This is a genomic window from Bradyrhizobium sp. CCGUVB14, from assembly GCF_024199935.1.
Lineage (GTDB): Bacteria > Pseudomonadota > Alphaproteobacteria > Rhizobiales > Xanthobacteraceae > Bradyrhizobium.
The window spans coordinates 4,152,251-4,168,422 of sequence record NZ_JANADS010000001.1 but is presented as its reverse complement, the minus strand read 5'-3'; the positions used below and the strand labels follow the sequence as shown (position 1 = coordinate 4,168,422).

15 protein-coding genes and 1 pseudogene are annotated in these 16,172 nt (G+C 64.9%); 4 read left to right on the top strand and 12 right to left on the bottom strand.

Translation table 11 applies throughout. From position 1 onward, the window contains the following. Positions 1 to 5: 5 nt before the first annotated feature. A complete protein-coding gene (locus NLM32_RS19175) occupies positions 6 to 920 on the top strand; it encodes a LysR family transcriptional regulator (RefSeq protein ID WP_254130473.1) in 915 nt (304 codons plus the stop codon). Positions 921 to 946: 26 nt separating this feature from the next. Here the strand turns inward: NLM32_RS19175 and NLM32_RS19170 are convergent, their stop codons facing one another. The 11 genes from NLM32_RS19170 to NLM32_RS19120 form a co-directional block, all read right to left on the bottom strand. Further along, entirely contained in the window at positions 947 to 1,348 is a 402-nt protein-coding gene (locus NLM32_RS19170; protein ID WP_254130472.1) for a VOC family protein, read from the bottom strand. 133 nt (positions 1,349 to 1,481) lie between these two features. Then, a complete protein-coding gene (locus NLM32_RS19165; RefSeq protein WP_254130471.1) occupies positions 1,482 to 2,264 on the bottom strand; it encodes a class II aldolase/adducin family protein in 783 nt (260 codons plus the stop codon). A 16-nt stretch (positions 2,265 to 2,280) separates the two neighbouring features. Further along, entirely contained in the window at positions 2,281 to 3,273 is a 993-nt protein-coding gene (locus NLM32_RS19160; RefSeq protein ID WP_254130470.1) for an NAD(P)-dependent oxidoreductase, read from the bottom strand. Positions 3,274 to 3,414: 141 nt separating this feature from the next. Continuing rightward, complete coding sequence (locus NLM32_RS19155) at positions 3,415 to 3,798, bottom strand: ferredoxin family protein (protein WP_254130469.1); 384 nt, start codon at positions 3,796 to 3,798, stop codon at positions 3,415 to 3,417. Then, positions 3,795 to 5,399, bottom strand: a complete 1,605-nt coding sequence (locus tag NLM32_RS19150; RefSeq protein WP_254130468.1) for an FAD-dependent oxidoreductase — start codon at positions 5,397 to 5,399, stop codon at positions 3,795 to 3,797. Before NLM32_RS19150 ends, NLM32_RS19155 begins: the two co-directional genes overlap by 4 nt. A gap of 73 nt (positions 5,400 to 5,472) precedes the next feature. After that, the gene (locus NLM32_RS19145; RefSeq protein ID WP_254130467.1) at positions 5,473 to 5,793 is read right to left on the bottom strand and encodes a ferredoxin family protein; all 321 of its coding nucleotides are present in this window, start codon (positions 5,791 to 5,793) and stop codon (positions 5,473 to 5,475) included. Beyond that, positions 5,790 to 7,418, bottom strand: a complete 1,629-nt coding sequence (locus NLM32_RS19140; RefSeq protein ID WP_254130466.1) for an FAD-dependent oxidoreductase — start codon at positions 7,416 to 7,418, stop codon at positions 5,790 to 5,792. The genes NLM32_RS19145 and NLM32_RS19140 overlap by 4 nt, the downstream gene beginning before the upstream one ends. A 24-nt stretch (positions 7,419 to 7,442) precedes the next feature. Continuing rightward, positions 7,443 to 8,225, bottom strand: coding sequence for a MetQ/NlpA family ABC transporter substrate-binding protein (locus NLM32_RS19135; RefSeq protein WP_254130465.1), 783 nt, complete (start codon positions 8,223 to 8,225; stop codon positions 7,443 to 7,445). A 43-nt stretch (positions 8,226 to 8,268) separates the two neighbouring features. After that, on the bottom strand, positions 8,269 to 8,520 hold the full coding sequence (locus NLM32_RS19130; protein ID WP_254130464.1) for a hypothetical protein: 252 nt from the start codon (positions 8,518 to 8,520) through the stop codon (positions 8,269 to 8,271). Between the two features lie 29 nt (positions 8,521 to 8,549). Beyond that, positions 8,550 to 9,347: a MetQ/NlpA family ABC transporter substrate-binding protein gene (locus tag NLM32_RS19125; RefSeq protein ID WP_254130463.1), complete on the bottom strand. Its 798-nt coding sequence runs from the start codon at positions 9,345 to 9,347 to the stop codon at positions 8,550 to 8,552. 36 nt (positions 9,348 to 9,383) lie between these two features. Then, positions 9,384 to 10,703 carry an O-acetylhomoserine aminocarboxypropyltransferase/cysteine synthase family protein gene (locus NLM32_RS19120; protein ID WP_254130462.1) on the bottom strand — a complete coding sequence of 440 codons (1,320 nt, stop codon included), beginning with the start codon at positions 10,701 to 10,703 and terminating at the stop codon, positions 9,384 to 9,386. Positions 10,704 to 10,959: 256 nt separating this feature from the next. On the opposite strand from NLM32_RS19120, the gene NLM32_RS19115 reads away from it, so the two are divergent. Continuing rightward, the gene (locus tag NLM32_RS19115) at positions 10,960 to 12,366 is read left to right on the top strand and encodes an LLM class flavin-dependent oxidoreductase (RefSeq protein WP_254130461.1); all 1,407 of its coding nucleotides are present in this window, start codon (positions 10,960 to 10,962) and stop codon (positions 12,364 to 12,366) included. 11 nt (positions 12,367 to 12,377) lie between these two features. Here NLM32_RS19115 and NLM32_RS19110 read toward each other — a convergent pair whose 3' ends face one another. Further along, a complete protein-coding gene (locus NLM32_RS19110) occupies positions 12,378 to 13,232 on the bottom strand; it encodes a LysR family transcriptional regulator (RefSeq protein ID WP_254130460.1) in 855 nt (284 codons plus the stop codon). Between the two features lie 178 nt (positions 13,233 to 13,410). On the opposite strand from NLM32_RS19110, the gene NLM32_RS19105 reads away from it, so the two are divergent. Next, positions 13,411 to 14,985 (top strand): MFS transporter, encoded by a 1,575-nt coding sequence (locus NLM32_RS19105; RefSeq protein WP_256568270.1) that lies wholly within the window; start codon positions 13,411 to 13,413, stop codon positions 14,983 to 14,985. 211 nt (positions 14,986 to 15,196) lie between these two features. Continuing rightward, positions 15,197 to 16,162: pseudogene (locus NLM32_RS19100) on the top strand (aliphatic sulfonate ABC transporter substrate-binding protein). Positions 16,163 to 16,172: the final 10 nt, after the last annotated feature.

The window sequence follows — 16,172 nt, the reverse complement described above, 5'->3', positions numbered from 1 at the left end:
TCCAAATGAATTTGGCTTCCATCGATCTCAACCTTCTGGTCGCCTTCGAGGCGCTGATGGAGGAGCGCAGCGTGACCCGCGCCGGCGCGCGCGTCGGTCTCGCACAGCCCTCCATGAGCAGCGTCCTGACCCGCCTGCGGGCCTTGTTCGGCGACGATCTGTTCGTGCGCTCGGCCTCGGGCATGCAGCCGACGGCCAAGGCCCTCGCGCTGGCCCGGCCGATCAGCGAGGCACTCGGACAGATCAGAGGCGTGCTCGCACCCGGATCAGCTTTCGATCCGGCAACAGCGCGCGGCCGCATGTCCATTGCGGTGACCGATTATGGCGACCTCATCGTCGTGCCGCCGCTGGTCGCGGCACTGCGACGGGAAGCGCCCGGAATGGATCTCGTGGTGCGTCCCATCATCGACACGGCTTTGAGCGTCGCGAGCCTCGAGCACGGCGATATCGACGCATTGATCGGCGGCCATCTGCCCGCCTCCGCGCGCATCACCCGGACGACGCTGTTCGAGGAGCATTTCGTCTGCATTCGCGACGCCAGACGCGCCAGGCGGAAGGCCCGGCTGAGCAAGGACGACTACACCCGGCTTCCGCATGTCCTGTTCTCTTCGGCCGGCGGAGACGGCCTTCCGGGCGCGATCGACACGACGCTGACCCGGCACGGCCGCAAACGGCGCACGGCGGTCACGCTCGCCCATGTCGTGGCCGTGCCGTTTGCGGTTGCCGGCACCGATCTCGTGGCCACCATGGCCGAACGCATCGCCCGGCGCTTCGCCTCGCCGGCAGGCGTATCCGTCGTTCCGCTTCCCTACGATGTGGAGGCGTTCACGATCGACCTCCTCCACACCCGCCGGGCCATGACCGACCCGGCGCTGCGCTGGTTCATCGAACTGGTCAATCGTGTTGGCAGGACGCTGTAGCGAACGGCGCCCCGGCCAGCAGGCTGCTATGTCCGTGCAATCAGCTGCGCGATCTCCCAGACATGTCCCGAAGGGTCGGCAAAGGACGCCGTTCGCCGTCCCCACGGACGGTCGATCGGGCCATTGAGCAGATCGACGCCAATCTCCCGCAGGGCTGAGCAGACCTGATCGATATCGGCGACCCTGATCGTCAGGAGGGCGCGCGCCCCTGCGGAGGACTGCGCGACAGGCAGCGGCTCGACAAGCGGCGGTGCCCGAGACACGTCGAGCAGGTTGATCAGGAGTCCACCAAATCTCAGCACGGATGAGACCGCATCTTCCCAGATCGTCTCGGACGCGAACACTTTCGCGTAGAAGGCTTTCGCCGACGCAATGTCATCGACGAACAACGTGATGACTTCGACTTCGCTTGGCAGACCAATGGTCATGTCGCCCTGCTCCTCAGCGTTGCAGCATCGGCCTGCGTGAACGAAGCAGGCCGCGCATCGTGATATCTCACGATGTCGCGGCCTGATGCAATCGCGGCGAACCGGGTAGCTGCCCGGCCCGGACGCCGTATCCCTAGTTGAACAGGTCCGGCTCCGCCTCGGTGATCCAGTCCCACAGCGGCTGGAAGCTGAAATAGCCGCCCTTGTGGGTGCCGACCTGCCGCGACGTCAAGCTGGCGATCTCGTGCGGGATCGGCTTTGGCGTGCCGGCGGCCTCCGCGAGCAGCTGGGCGCGCGCGGCGTTGTCCATGGCGATGTACCACCAGGCCGCGGCCTCGATGGTCGGTCCCACCGTGAGCAGGCCGTGATTCTGCAGGATCGCGGCCTTCTTGGACCCCAGCGCCTGCGCGATCTTGCGGCCCTCTTCCGCTTCCAGCACGACGCCGGAGAACGGATCGAACAATACGTGATCCTCGTAGAAGGCGCAGGAGTCCTGCGTCAACGGATCAAGCAGCCGGCCGAGCGCCGACCAGGCCTTGCCGTAGGTCGAATGCGTGTGCGCGGCCGCGATCACGTCCGGATGCGCGGCGTGGATCGCAGAGTGGATCACGAAGCCGGCCTGGTTGATCGGCTTGTCGCCGATCAGGATATTGCCGTCGTGGTCGACGAGCTGAAGATCGGACACCTTGATCTGGCTGAAATGCTTCGACAACGGGTTGATCCAGAACCGCTCCGGAAACTCCGGATCGCGCACGGTGACATGGCCTGCGAGACCCTGATCGAAGCCGTAGCGCGAGAACAGCCGGAACGTCGCGGCGAGACGCTGTTTGCGGTGCAGCCTCTCCTCCTCGAACGTCGCCGCCGGCGTCCGCTCGACCAGGGAGTATTTTTTGGGTTTTTCGACGACCTTGTTCATGGGTGCGGCTCCTTCTCTAGTATTCGAGGTTCTTGTCGAAGACGTCGGCCATCGGCACGCCATGCGCATAGGCATCGAGATTGACCAGCGTCTTGTCGGCCAGCCGTTTGACGTCCTCGCCTCCCGTCCAGGAGACGTGCGGCGTGAGGACGACCTTGGGATGGTGATAGATCGGATCGCCATCCAGCGGCGGTTCGGGATCCGTGACATCGAGCGTGGCGCCGGCGATCCGGCCCTCGTCGAGGGCTTGCAGCAGCGCGGTCTGATCGATGATGCGCCCGCGCGCGACATTGATCAGATGCAGCGACTCCTTGGCCCGCGCCAGCACGTCGGCGTTGATCAGACGGGCCGTCTTCGTCGTCGCCGGCAGCGCCAGGACGAGATGATCGGAGACCTCGACGAGTTGCTCGATGCTGTCGACGGGTTGGATGCCGGGAAGAACGTATGGCCAGGCCGACCGCCTGAGAACCCTGATGTTGACGCCGAACGGCTTGACCCGCGCCGCGACGGCACGACCGATCGCGCCAAAACCCGCGATGCCGATCGTCTTGCCGCTAAGCGATCCCAACGGGGCGATCTTCCACTGCTCACGATTGCGCGGCCGGATCTCGTGGATGCGTTTCTCGAAGCCGAGGATCGCGGCGACAACATATTCCGCGATCGGATCGGCCGAGATGCCGCGGCCGACCGTGACCACGGGCCCGTCGAGCAGCCATGCCGGAAAGAAATCGACGCCCGTCGATGCGGTCTGGACCCAGCGCAGGCCGAACGGCCAGCCTGCTGGCTTCTCCGCTGGCGCCTTCTGCCAACCCGCCAGCGGCCGTGTCAGCAGCACGTCGGCCTCGGGCGCGACCTCCCACGCCGCACGATCGGCGGGATGATCGATGATCAGCGGACGCGACCAGTGCTCGGCCAGCGCGGCACGAACCTCCGCGCCGAGTTGATTGACGATGATCGGCGATCGCACGCTGGTGGAGGCGCGCCGGCTTTCAATTCGAGGAGTGTTCATGTCACGCGTTCATGATGGTAACGAGGCGGACATGCTAGGCGCTGGAAGCAAGATAGTCTTTTCAAAGATCAACGGCATCGGGCAACAACAGGACGACCGGTCTCGACGAGGCGCAAGGATTCGTCTCTGCACGCGGCTCTGTTATTTCCTGCCGGCGATGTCGGGCTGCTGCGCTTTGGGCCGAGCCGCGGCCTCGCCGGCGCGGCGGAACACGGTTTCCATCAGCCATTGCTCGTTGGGAAACTGCTCCGCCCATTCGTCCCAGCCGGAGTGCTTGCGGTATTGGCCGAGACGACCGGACGCCAGCACCTCCTCCCTGCTCACGGAGACGCGGCGGTCGCAATCGGGCGCGACATAGATCGCATCTGCACGGCAATAGAGCTCGCACATGAAGCAGGTCTGGCAATCCTCGACGCGCGCGAGGATGGGCAGGCCGTCGCCGCCGCGATCGAGCACGTTGGCCGGGCAGACTTCGATGCATGCTCCGCAATCGGTGCAGCGCTCCGCGACGATGAGTTCGATCATGACACTGCCTCGAGTTGATCCGGCCGGACGCTTGCTGATGGACGGTCGAGCGCGACCCGGACCTGGTCCAGTCCGCTGCTGAGCAGGCGACCGGCCAATTGCGGATCCTGTGCGGGATAGTCCTCACGCCGATGAAGGCCCCTGCTCTCCTTGCGCGCAGCCGCCGTGGCCACCGACCAGCGCGCCGTGGCCAGCAGCGCCGCGGTTTCGCGCAGCGCGATCGAACCGTCCTGGCCGTGATCCGCTACCTCACGCCACAGGTCTTCCAGGACGCGCGCGGATTCCGTGAGCCCTTTTTCCGTGCGGAACAGATTCTTGTCGAACGGGTGCATCTGAGCGCGCACGACGTCTCTGGCTGACGCAACATCAACGGCCTTGGGCAGACCGCGCGGGCGCAGCCCGGCCCGGCCAAGCGGCCGCAGCTCCGTGAAGCGAGCTTTCGTGCCGCGCGCCACGCGCGCGGCTGCGCGGCCCGCGAAAGTGCCGGACGACAGCGCCCATGCCGAATTGACGTTGCCGCCGCCGGAGATCGCGCCGGCGACCTTCTCGCGCGATGCATTGTCGCCGGCGACGAACAGTCCCGGGACCGACGTCGCGCAATCCAGATCATGCACGCGCACGCCGCCGATGCCACGGATGGTGCCGTCATTGTGCAGCGTGACTTCGAACCGGTCGCGATAGGGATCCACGCCCCAGCGGTCGAACACCAGCGGCACGTTCGGCGAGATCGTATGCAACCGCACCCTGATGTCGTCGGGCAGACGGTCCAGCAAGCAGTAGACCGGCCCGCGCTGCAGTGCCCGGGCAAGACGGACGGTCTGATCGGGACCAAACGGCAGGTCGAGCTCGTTGCCATCGGCGTCGGAGTAGGTCGCAAAGGCATAGGCCATGCTGCGCGTCATCGTGGAATGCGCCGGCGCAATGGTGTAGGCGGCGGTGAACTCCATGCCGGACAGCTCCGCGCCCGCCTCGGCCGCCATGAGGTAGCCGTCGCCGGTATTCGTTCGGGATCCCAACAGATGCGACAGAAAACTGGTCCCGCCCGCCGCGAGCACCACCGCGCCCGCTTCGATCCGATAGCCGCGGCCACCATCCTGCCGGCGCTGCCCGCGCGCACCGCCGATCGATCCATCGGCGCGTGCCAGCAGCTCGATCACGGGCGAATGATCGAGAATAGTGACCCCGTGATTCAGCACGTGCTGGCGAAGCGCCCGCATATATTCCGGCCCGCGCACCGCGCGGTAGTTCACTCTGCCCTCGTCGTCCACGCCGAATTTGTAGGACGGGGCAAGCGTCGGCAGCGTGCGCCAGGTCTGGTCGAGGATGCGATACATCCATTCAGCTTCGCCAAGGCCGAGCCCGGCGGCGACGCGATTGGCGACAACGGCGTCCCGCGCCGTGGGAGGGTCCGGCGGCACCCACCAATGGCCCGGCCCCGCAGCGGCGGTGACGCCACTGGTGCCGCAATAGCCCTTGTCAGCCAGGACCACCCTCGCCCCCGCCTGCGCCGCAGAGACCGCTGCCCATGCGCCGGCCATTCCGCCGCCGACGATCAGCACGTCAGCCGTGATCGACAGCTCTTCGAGCGAGGACGACACCATGATCTCCGTGTTATCTCGCGCACCCGCCTGACACGCTTGTCGTCGCCGACGTGCGGTCCGGTTGGCGCAAACTTCAATGACCGAACAGCCGATAGCTCCGATCGGCCGCCCGGAGGTGCCGGTTCTCATCGGTCCAGCCGACCGCGCGCCGATAACTTCCCAACACGGCGGCTTCCTTCAGTGCGGCCACATCGACCGCTTGTGGCGCCTCGGCAAAGGGCGAAACAAACAGCGCATCTTCCGGACAATAGAGCTCGCACAGGAAGCAGGTCTGGCAGTCGCCCTGGCGGGCGATGACGGGAATGCCGTCGGTCTTGTCGAAGACGTTGGTCGGGCACACGTTGACGCAGATGTCGCAGGCCGTGCACCGCTCGGTATCGATGACCTCGATCATTCGGCGGCCTCCGAATATTGGGAAGACGCCAGCGGACGCGTCGATGTCCAGACGTCGTCCAGCCCGCCGGTCGTCACGAGGTGCAGGTAGCGATCATCCGGCTCAGGATAATCGTCGCGGCGATGCATTCCCCGGCTTTCCTGGCGCGCCAGCGCGCTGCGATACATCCAGCGCGCGGTCGCAAGCATGGCAGCGGCCTCGCGTCCACGCAGCAGCTCCTGGTCGTCCGGCGCATCGGCGCGCGACGCCTCGGACCACAGGCCATCCAGACGACGCAGAGAGTCGCCCAGTCGCCCGGCCTCGCGGAAATAATTCAGCTCGTAGGGGAACACCTCGTCCTGAACGCTCCGCGCAAGCGCGCCGCCGTGCAACGGCGGCCCGCTGCGGGCGTGCAAACCAACCGTGCCGCGTCGGAACGCCCGACGCCCGATCGTCGTGCCCAGTTGACGCGCAAACCGGGCGGCGCCCTCGCCGGCCCAATAGCCCGAAGACATCGCCCAGGCCGCGTTGTGGCTGCCGCCGCCGGTGAAGCCGCCGCAGATCAGCTCGCGGGTCGCAGCATCGCCTGCCGCATAGAGGCCCGGAACGGTGGTCGCGCAACTGTCGTCGACGATGCGCAGACCGCCCGTCCCGCGAACGGTCCCCTCGAGGCGAAGCGTGATCGGGAAACGTTGCGCGAAGGGATCGATGCCGGTGCGGTCGAACGGGAGAAAGAAGTTCGGCTGGGACGCGCGCATGTGCCGTTGGGTCTCGGCATCGGCCCGGTCGAGTTGGGCATAGACAGGCCCCTGCCGTAGCGCGCGCGCAATGACCGAGCGGCCACCCTTCGACGACGCTCCGGGAATGACGCTGCCCTGCTGATCCGTAAAACTCGCCCAGCTGTAGAACAGGGTCTTGGTCACCGATCCGAAGGCCGGCGAGATCGCGTAGGCGTTGGAGAACTCCATGCTGGTGAATTCCGCACCCGCTTCCGCCGCAAGGAGATAGCCGTCACCGGTCAGCACATTCGAGCCCAGCGTCTTGCTGAGGAATGCGCATCCGCCGGTTGCGATCACCACGGCCTTGGCGTTGACCACCCAGCGGTCGCCTTTCTGGCGACGCAGGCCCGCAGCGCCGGCAACCACGCCGCTGCTATCGACCAGCAGCTCGAGCGCCGGCGAATGATCGAGGATGGTGACGCCGGCCTGTTTGGCCCGCTTGCGCATCAGGCGCATGTATTCGGGGCCCTGCAGCGAATTCCGCTGCGGCCTGCCGTCGTCATCGGCGGGATAAGGATAGCCCCAGTCGGCAAGCTGATTGCTCTGGACGTAGGTCCGGTCCAGCACCCGCGCCATCCAGCGGCGATCCTGGAGATAGCCGCCCAGCTTCTCGCGGCTGGCCATCGCCGCCTCCCGACGTTCGGGAGCGGGGTCGACGTACCACACGCCGGTGCCGGCCGCCGCGGTCGCCCCTGACGTGCCGCAAAATCCCTTGTCCGCCAGCACGACGCGTGCGCCATACCTGGCGGCACTGATCGCGGCCCACGTCCCGGCGGGACCGCCACCGAGCACCAGCACATCGGCGTCGAACACGATCGATCCTGCCGAACTCGACAGCTTCTCGGCGCGGCCAGATGAATTCGTCATCGCTCGTCTCCGGATTGAATCTGTTCAGAACGCCGGGATCTGTCCGGGCAATTTGTCCTTGATGAGCTGGCGGACCGTATCGTTCTGATAGGCGCGCACCAGCTTCGCCACCCAGGGAGCATCCTTGTCCTTCTCGCGAACGGCGATGAAGTTGTTGTAGGGATTGTTGACCGAGGACTCGATCGCGATCGAATCCTTGCCCGGGATGAGGCCCGCCGGGACGGCGTAGTTCGTGTTGATGACGGCGGCGTCGACGTCATCCAGGCTACGCGGCAGCTGGGCGGCGTCGATCTCCCGGATCTTGAGCTTTTTGGGATTTCCGGTCACATCGAGCGCGGTCGGCAGGATCCCTACCCCGTCCTTCAGCGCGATCAGCTTCTCCGCCTCAAGCAGCCGCAAGGCGCGGCCGCCATTCGACGGATCGTTCGGGATGCCGATCGAAGCACCGTCCTTGATCTCGGCAACCGATTTCGCCTTCCGGGAATAGAGCCCGATCGGGGCGACGATCGTCTCGCCGACGGCAACGATCTTGTATCCGCGCGTCTTGATCTGGTTATCCAGGAAAGGCTTGTGCTGGAAGGCATTGGCGTCGAGATCGCCGACATCGAGCGCGGCATTGGGCAGCAGATAGTCGTTGAAGACGACGACTTGGACATCGAGGCCATCCTTGGCGGCGATCTCCTTGACCTTGGCCCAGACGATTTCGGAATCGCCACCCGATATCCCGACCTTGATCTTCTGATCCGCGGAAGCCGGCGCCGTGAACAAGGCAACGGCGGCCATCACGAGGAACAAGCGACGCTTCATGATCTATGTTCTCCTAGTCGAGCGATATGATTGATCGAGACGGCTACCCGACGCGGGCAACCAGGATATCCGCCGCCGCACCGGCGAATTCGGCGGACATATCGTGGAAGGCGACACGCTCCCGAACCGTCGCGACGCGCGGCTGATGGCTTGACGTCTTCGCACCCCGTCGATCCCGGCAAGACCGACCGATCGCGCGCGCAAACCGCGGCGAGCCAGCAATCTCCGCCGCCTGAATCTTGCTGCTCGCCGCGAACGCAAGGCTCATGTGATCGACGTCGATGACATAGATCATGGCGTCATGTCCTCGCGCCGCGCGTGCTCTCAGCTGCTGAACCCGGCCGGAATGAACGCCGGCTGCTTCTCCTCGATGAACTGCTTCACCTCGGGCGAATTGAACACCTGGATGAAGGCTTTCAGCCGCGGATCGTCCTTCTTGTCTGGCCGAGCCGTGAAACGCAGCACCAGGCCCTCGTCGACGGTGCGATCGATGATCAACGCCGATTTCGGGTCGCCGCCGGCCGGAATGAGATAGGTGATGTTGACGAGCGCCAGCGTCACGTCGTCGAGCGAACGATAGGTCTGCGCCGGGTCGAGCTCGACGATCTTGAGGTTCTTGGGATTGTCGGTGATATCGAACTTGCTGACCGAAAAGCCCTTGCCGGGCGCGAGCTTGATCAGCCCGGCCCGCTCCAGCAGGATCAGACCGCGGGCCCCGTTGAGCGGCTCGTTCGGAATGGCGACGCTGTCGCCCGACTTGATCTCGTCGAGTGTCTTGATCTTCTTCGAGAACAGGCCGACCGGCGCGATGACGCCGACCTTGTCGACCTGCACCAGATTGAAGCCGCGCTGCTTGTTCTGAAGCGCAAGGTAGGTCGCATGCTGGAACAGATTGGCGTCGACGTCGCCGCTGTTGACGACTTCGTTCAACGCCACCCAGTCCGACAGCTCCACGATCTTGACGTCCTGCCCCTTCTCCTTGGCGAGCTTGGCGGCAAAGGACGCCAATTGCGCGACAGGGCCGGCGCTGGTCGCGATCTTCAGCGGTTCACCGGCAAGGGCCGCCGCTGTGAATGCGAGCCAAAGGCCCGCAGCTTGTGCGGTAAGACGAAGGATTCTCATGACTTCCAATTCCCGTTTCAATTCGGATGACGCGTTTCACGCCGCCTTGCGCGCGCCGGCCTCGGCATGCGCCAGCGCCTGGCCGAGATCCGCCAGAATGTCGTCGGGATGCTCGATCCCGACCGACAGGCGGACATAGCCGGGCGTGACGCCGGCGGCGAGCTGCTCGGCCGCGGTGAGTTGCTGATGCGTCGTCGACGCCGGATGAATGGCCAGCGAGCGCGCGTCGCCGATATTGGCGACATGATAGAACAGCTTGAGTGCGTCGATGAACCGCCGGCCGGCTTCGACGCCCCCCTTCAGCTCGAAGCCGACCAGCCCGCCAAAACCGCCCTTCAGATAGGCGTCCGCACTGCGCCGGTTCTCCCCGCTTTGCAGTCCGGGGAAGATCACGCTCGCGACCGAGGCGTGCTTGGCGAGAAAGTTCGCGACCTTCACCGCGTTCTCATTGTGCTGCCGGATCCGCAGTGGCAGGGTCTCGATGCCCTGGATGAACTGGAACGCGTTCTGCGGCGCGATCGATGCGCCGAGATCACGCAGCAGCTTGACGCGGGCGCGCAGGATGTAGGCGATCGGGCCGAGCGGCTTCGCGGCTTCCGTCCAGATCGCGCCATGATAAGCCTCGTCAGGCTTGTTCAGCAGCGGGAAGCGCTCCGCATGCGCGGCCCAGTCGAAATTGCCGCCGTCGACGATGGCCCCGCCAATGGCGGTGCCGTGGCCGCCGATATACTTGGTGGTTGAATAGACCACCACCGCGGCGCCGTGCTCGAACGGACGCGCGATCAGCGGCGAGGCCGTATTGTCGAGAATGAGCGGCACGCCCAGCGAACGGCCAATGTCCGCGACCTCCTTGATCGGGAATACGTTCAGCTTGGGATTGGGAAGCGTCTCGCCGAAATAGGCGCGCGTCTTCGCGTCGGTTGCGCGGCGGAAATTCTCGGGGTCCGCGGGATCGACGAACCGGACCTCGATGCCGAACTGCTTCAGCGTCTGCGAAAGCAGCGTCCAGGTCCCGCCGTAGAGATCGGTCGACGACACGATGTTGTCGCCGGCCTGCGCGATGTTGAAGATCGCGAAGGCTGACGCCGTCTGTCCGGAGGCAACCGCGAGGGCAGCCGCCCCGCCCTCGAGTGCGGCAAGCCGGTCCTCGAAAGCCTGCTGGGTCGGATTGCCGATGCGGGTGTAGATTGGCCCGAGTTGCTCGAGCGCGAACAGGCGCGAGGCGTGGTCCGTGTTTTCGAACTGGAATGACGTGGTCTGATAGATCGGAACCGCCACCGCACCGGTGGCAGGGTCGGTGCGGTACGATCCACCGTGCAACGCGAGCGTCTCGAAGTTCCGGGTCTCCAACGTCATCTGCAATTCCCTTATCTCATCTCGAGAGCGCGCGTCGTGCGCGGCAAGCCATGCTTGTCGAGGAAAATGATGCGGGCGGATTCTGCGGCTGTCGAGCGTGTCCGGAAAATAGCGATGCGCGTGCTGCGTCACCGTCGCTTCGTAACGCGTTTCTTTCGGCTCCTTCGCCGAATTGGAAACAAACTCGCTCGCGCGAAATGTTAAAAATGGCCACGCGGAGCGGATCTGCTTCGCAATTGATGATCGGGCCCCGACCATGACGAGACCGCGCGAGCTGCGTTTCAACGCCTTCAACAAGACTGCGCCGAGCCACAATTGGGCCGGCCTGTGGTCTCATCCGCGCGACGCATCGATCGATTACAACACGCTCGAATATTGGACCGACTACGCCAGGACCGCCGAACGAGGGTTGCTCGACGGCATCTTCCTGGCGGATGTGTTCGGCGTATACGATGTCTATGGCGGCAATGCCGAAGCTGCCGCACACCATGGCGTGCAACTTCCCAACGCGGACCCGACACTGCTGGTGTCCGCGATGGCGCTCGTCACCCGCCACCTCGGCTTCGGCATCACCTCGAACCTGACCTTCGAGCATCCCTATCAACTGGCGCGCACGTTTTCGACGCTCGACCATCTGACCAGGGGCAGGATCGGCTGGAACATCGTCACCGGCTATCTCGACAGCGGCGCGCGCGGCATGGGGCTTCCGGCCGGCCGCGCCCATGATGATCGTTATGACGCGGCCGAGGACTTCCTCACCGCGGCCTACAAGCTGTGGGAGGGAAGCTGGGAGGACGACGCCGTCCGCCGTGATCGCGACAGGCGCATTTTCACCGACCCCGCAAAGCTCCACCGCGTGCTGCACGAGGGCCCCTATTTCAAGGTCGACGGCATCCATCTCGCCGAGCCCTCGCCGCAGCGGACGCCATTGCTGTATCAGGCGGGCACCTCGAAACGCGGTCGCGCCTTCGCGGCCCAGCATTCGGAAGCGATCTTTCTCAATGGCCAGACCAAGCCGATCCTGGCGCGCTCAGTCCGCGAGATCCGCGAGGCGGCCAAGGCCCATGGCCGCGATCCCTATGACATCCGCATGTTTGCCGGCGCGACCGTGATCGTGGCGCCGACGCGCGCCGAGGCCAACGATCTGCTCGAGGACTATGCGCGGCACGTCGACCAGACCGGCCAGCTCGCCTTGTTGTCGGGCTGGACCGGCATCGACTTCTCGACCTACCGGCCCGACCAACCGATCGAATATGTCGAGAGCAACGCCATCCAGTCGATGGTCGAGAATTTCACGGTGCGAAGCGAGCGGCCGGTCAAGGTCGGCGACCTCGCGAAGCTCAGCCGCGCCGGCGCCCGCTCGCCCTTCGTGGTCGGCTCGCCGCAGGACGTCGCCGACGAGCTGATCGCGTGGGCGGACGAGACCGATGTCGACGGCTTCAACCTGTTCCGCCTGGTCGCGCCGGAGTCGCTGAACGCCTTCGTCGATCTCGTGGTACCGGAGCTGCAATCGCGCGGGGTCTACAAGACCGCCTATCGCGACGGCACGCTGCGCGAAAAGCTGTTTCCGGGGCGCGGCCCGCGGCTGCACGGCACGCATCCCGGCGCGCGTTTCCGGCGTTTGCCTGCGATGGCCGCGGCCCAATCCGACGCGGCCGAATAGCGGCGCGAATCTCACGCCTGCGTGCGATGTTCGCGGAATGCCGCCGCGATGGCTCCCAGCGCGGCCCGCGACCGGCGGTCGGTCAAGGACGAATGAAGCACCACCTCGGACGGTGGCAGCCTGGGAAGCCCGAGCCTGGCGCCGACGTCGATGGTGCCTGCCGGCGCGATCCGATACGACAGCGGCGCAATCGCAAGCCCCGCCACGACGGCGGCATGGACCGCCGAGGAGCCCCCGCCCAGGAACACCTCGATCCATTTGATGCCGGCCGCATCCAGCGCCTGTGTCGCAACATTGCGGACACCACAGGTCGGGGCCAGCGCGGCGAGACGCAAAGGCTCTCCCGGCCGGTGCTCGAACCCTTGCGCTGCAAACCAGCCGAAGCGCTCGTGCGCCAGCGTCTCGCCATCGCGGCGATCGTCCTCGCGCTGGACGATGGCTGCGTCCAACCGCCCCTGATCGAACAGGTCGAGAAGGTTGCGCGAATTGTCGAGCTGGACCTCGATGGTCAGATTCGGATCGTGCGCGTGCAGCCGTGACAGCAGGCCCGGGACTTCCGGGCCCGCGACATGCGCTGCAATACCAAGGCCGAAATGGCGCGGCGGCGCGTTGAGCCCGGCGAGTGCGCGCTCGTGCGCCGCGATCAGCTCCCGCGCCCCTTGCAGAAACGCCGTCCCCTGCGCCGACAGCCGCACCGATCGCGGCGTGCGTTCGAGCAATCGATGCCCGACGCGATCTTCCAGCCGCTTCAGCTTGACGCTGATCGCCCCTTGCGTGGTCCCCAGCGCTTTGGCGGCCCTCGTAAAACTGTGAAGGTCCGCCACCATCACAAAGGCTCTGACGGCATCGACATCGAGCGAGAGCATTGCATCATCCGGCTTTGTTGTCTCTGAAATCTATATTGATCGGATTTTGTTGTGGTCAAGGGGCCCCTATGTTCGCCCCGCCTGACACGGACATGCGCACGGGACACCATGCTTTCCCGGAGCGAGCGACGTCGCGCGCCCTCGCCGGCAATCCGCAAGACAATTGGAGGTTACAGCCTTGACGGTCTCACCATCACGACGAAACACGATCGCGCTGGCCGCAGCGTGCCTCGCGTCCCTCATGTTCGGCCTGGAAATCTCTAGCGTTCCGACGATTCTTCCCACGCTGGAGACAGTGCTGCATGCCAATTTCCAGCAACTGCAGTGGATCATGAATGCCTACACCATCGCGGTCACGACCGTTCTGATGGCGACCGGGACGCTGGCGGATCGCTACGGTCGAAAGCGGGTGTTCGTCGTCAGCATCGCCGTGTTCGGCCTGGCTTCGCTGATCTGCGGACTGGCGGAGGACGCGCTCCTGCTCATCGTGAGCCGCTTCCTTCAGGGCATGAGCGGCGGCGCAATGCTGATCTGCCAAGTCGCGGTCCTCTCGCATCAATTTCAGGAGAGCGCACCGCGCGCACGCGCCTTCGCCGCCTGGGGCATCATTTTTGGCATCGGGCTTGGCTTCGGACCGATCATCGGCGCGGCGATCGTCGCGGTCTCCGGCTGGCAATGGGTATTCCTGATCCACGCATTCATCGCGATCGTCACGATCGCGCTTGCCGTTACGGGCGTGCGGGAGTCCCGCGATCCCGAGGCAAAGCACCTCGACATCGCAGGCATCGTGACGCTTTCGACGTCGGTCTTCTGCGTCGCCTTCTACATCACGGAAGGCCCCGACTTCGGCTTCGGCAGCCTGACCGGCGTGGCGATCGTCGCGACGGCCCTTCTCAGCCTCGTTGCCTTCGTGCTGGTCGAGCTGCATCGCGCGCGGCCGATGTTCGACTTCTCGGTGTTCCGGATACGCGCGTTTTCAGGGGCTCTATTGGGATCGGCCGGCATGAACTTCAGCTTCTGGTCCTTCATGATCTATCTGCCGATCTTCTTTCGTAGCGCGCTTGGTTACGACAATCTCACGGCCGGTCTCGCTCTGCTGACCTACACGCTCCCGACGCTGGTGATTCCGCCGCTCGGCGAAAGGATATTGCTGCGGTTCGGTGGCGGCATCGCCATTCCCCTCGGCCTGTTCGTCATCGGCCTCGGCTTCTTATCGATGTGGGTTGGCAGCGGCGTCGAGCATGTCACCTGGCTGACGCTGGCGCCAGGATGTCTACTTGCGGGCATAGGCCTCGCCCTCACCAACACGCCCGTGACCAACGTCACCACGGGGGCTGTGTCGAGCACACGGGCCGGCATGGCGTCGGGCATCGATATGAGCGCCCGCATGATTTCACTGGCGATCAACATCGCCTTGATGGGCTTCATCCTGATCGCAGGCATTTCCTCTTGGCTTCGCAGCGCGCTGCCCGGTGGGCTCGATGCCGATCGTCTCCAATATCTCGCGGAACGCATCGCCGGCGGCACCAGCCGCCTGTCTGATATCCCCGAGCTGAGCCTCCTTCCGGCAGCGGATGCTGCCGTGCAGGACGCACTGATCCATGGTTTCAGGCTCGTGATGCTCTATGGCGGGCTATCCGTCTGGATCATCGCCCTGGCGAGTTTCCTGATCTTTGGCGAAAGCTTTGCCACACGGAAGCGTACCGCGTCGAACTGCGCTGAGCCGCGTTGTGTTCCTCGCTCATCACCCTGATCGGATGCGTCCAGGCAGTGCACCGCGACAACGTCTTTTCCGCACCGACAACTCCATTCTCAATTCTCAACACGCGAGAGCATGTTCGTTCCCTTCTGCGCCGGACTGCGAAATTGCCACGCAGACCCGTTTACCGGCAAAGTGACTCGTCCCGGTCTCCCCAGACAGAGGCCGAGACGGCAAGGTAGTTACGTTGAACCGGATATTCGAAATGCATCACCTCACGTTCCGCCTGCGAGCCCTCGCCGCGGCTGCGCTCGGCTTCCTTGCCATGGCCTCCATTCAGCCCGCGATGTCCGAGGAGCTTCGCATCGGCTATCAAAAATCCTCGACCCTCACGGCGATCCTGAAGACGAACGGGGAACTGGAGAAGGCGCTAGCGCCACTCGGCGTCACCATCTCCTGGCACGAATTCACCAGCGGCCTGCCGCTACTGGAAGCCATCAACATCGGCAGCATCGATTTCGGCGCTGACGTCGCCGACACGGTGCCGATCTTTGCGCAAGCCGCCGGCGCCAAGCTCGCCTATGTCGCCGAAGAGGCCGCCTCCCCGGCGGCCCAGGCAATCGTGGTGCCAGAAGCTTCGGCCATCAAGACCATTGCCGAACTCAAGGGCAAGAAGATCGCGGTGACCAAGGGCGCCGGCAGCCATTACCTGCTGCTTGCGGCACTGGCGAAATCGGGGCTGAGCTTCAAGGACATCACGCCGGCCTATTTGACACCGGCGGATGGTCGCGCAGCCTTCGTCAGCAACAATGTTGATGCCTGGGTCGCCTAGGATCCGTTCCTGACCAGTGCCCTGCACCAGACGAAGGGTCGGATCCTGTCGGATGGCAGCAATGGCCTTGCAAGCTATCAGCGCTATTACCTCGCTTCGGCCGCCTATGCGGACAAGCATGCCGAAGTGCTCAACCTGATCTTCGCAAAGCTCTCCGAGACCGGCAAATGGGTGAAGGCCCAGCCGAAGGACGCGGCGACATTGCTCGCCGGGCTCTGGGGCATCGATGCGGCAACAGTCGAGGAGGCCAACAGCCATCGCTCCTATCAGGTCGGCGCGGTCACCGGCCCGGGCCTGTCGGAGCAGCAGCGCATCGCCGATGCATTCCACGCCGAAGGCCTGATTCCCGTGAAGATCGACACCACCGCCATCAAGATCTGGTCCCCGAAGGGGTCTTGATCTCCGCCAC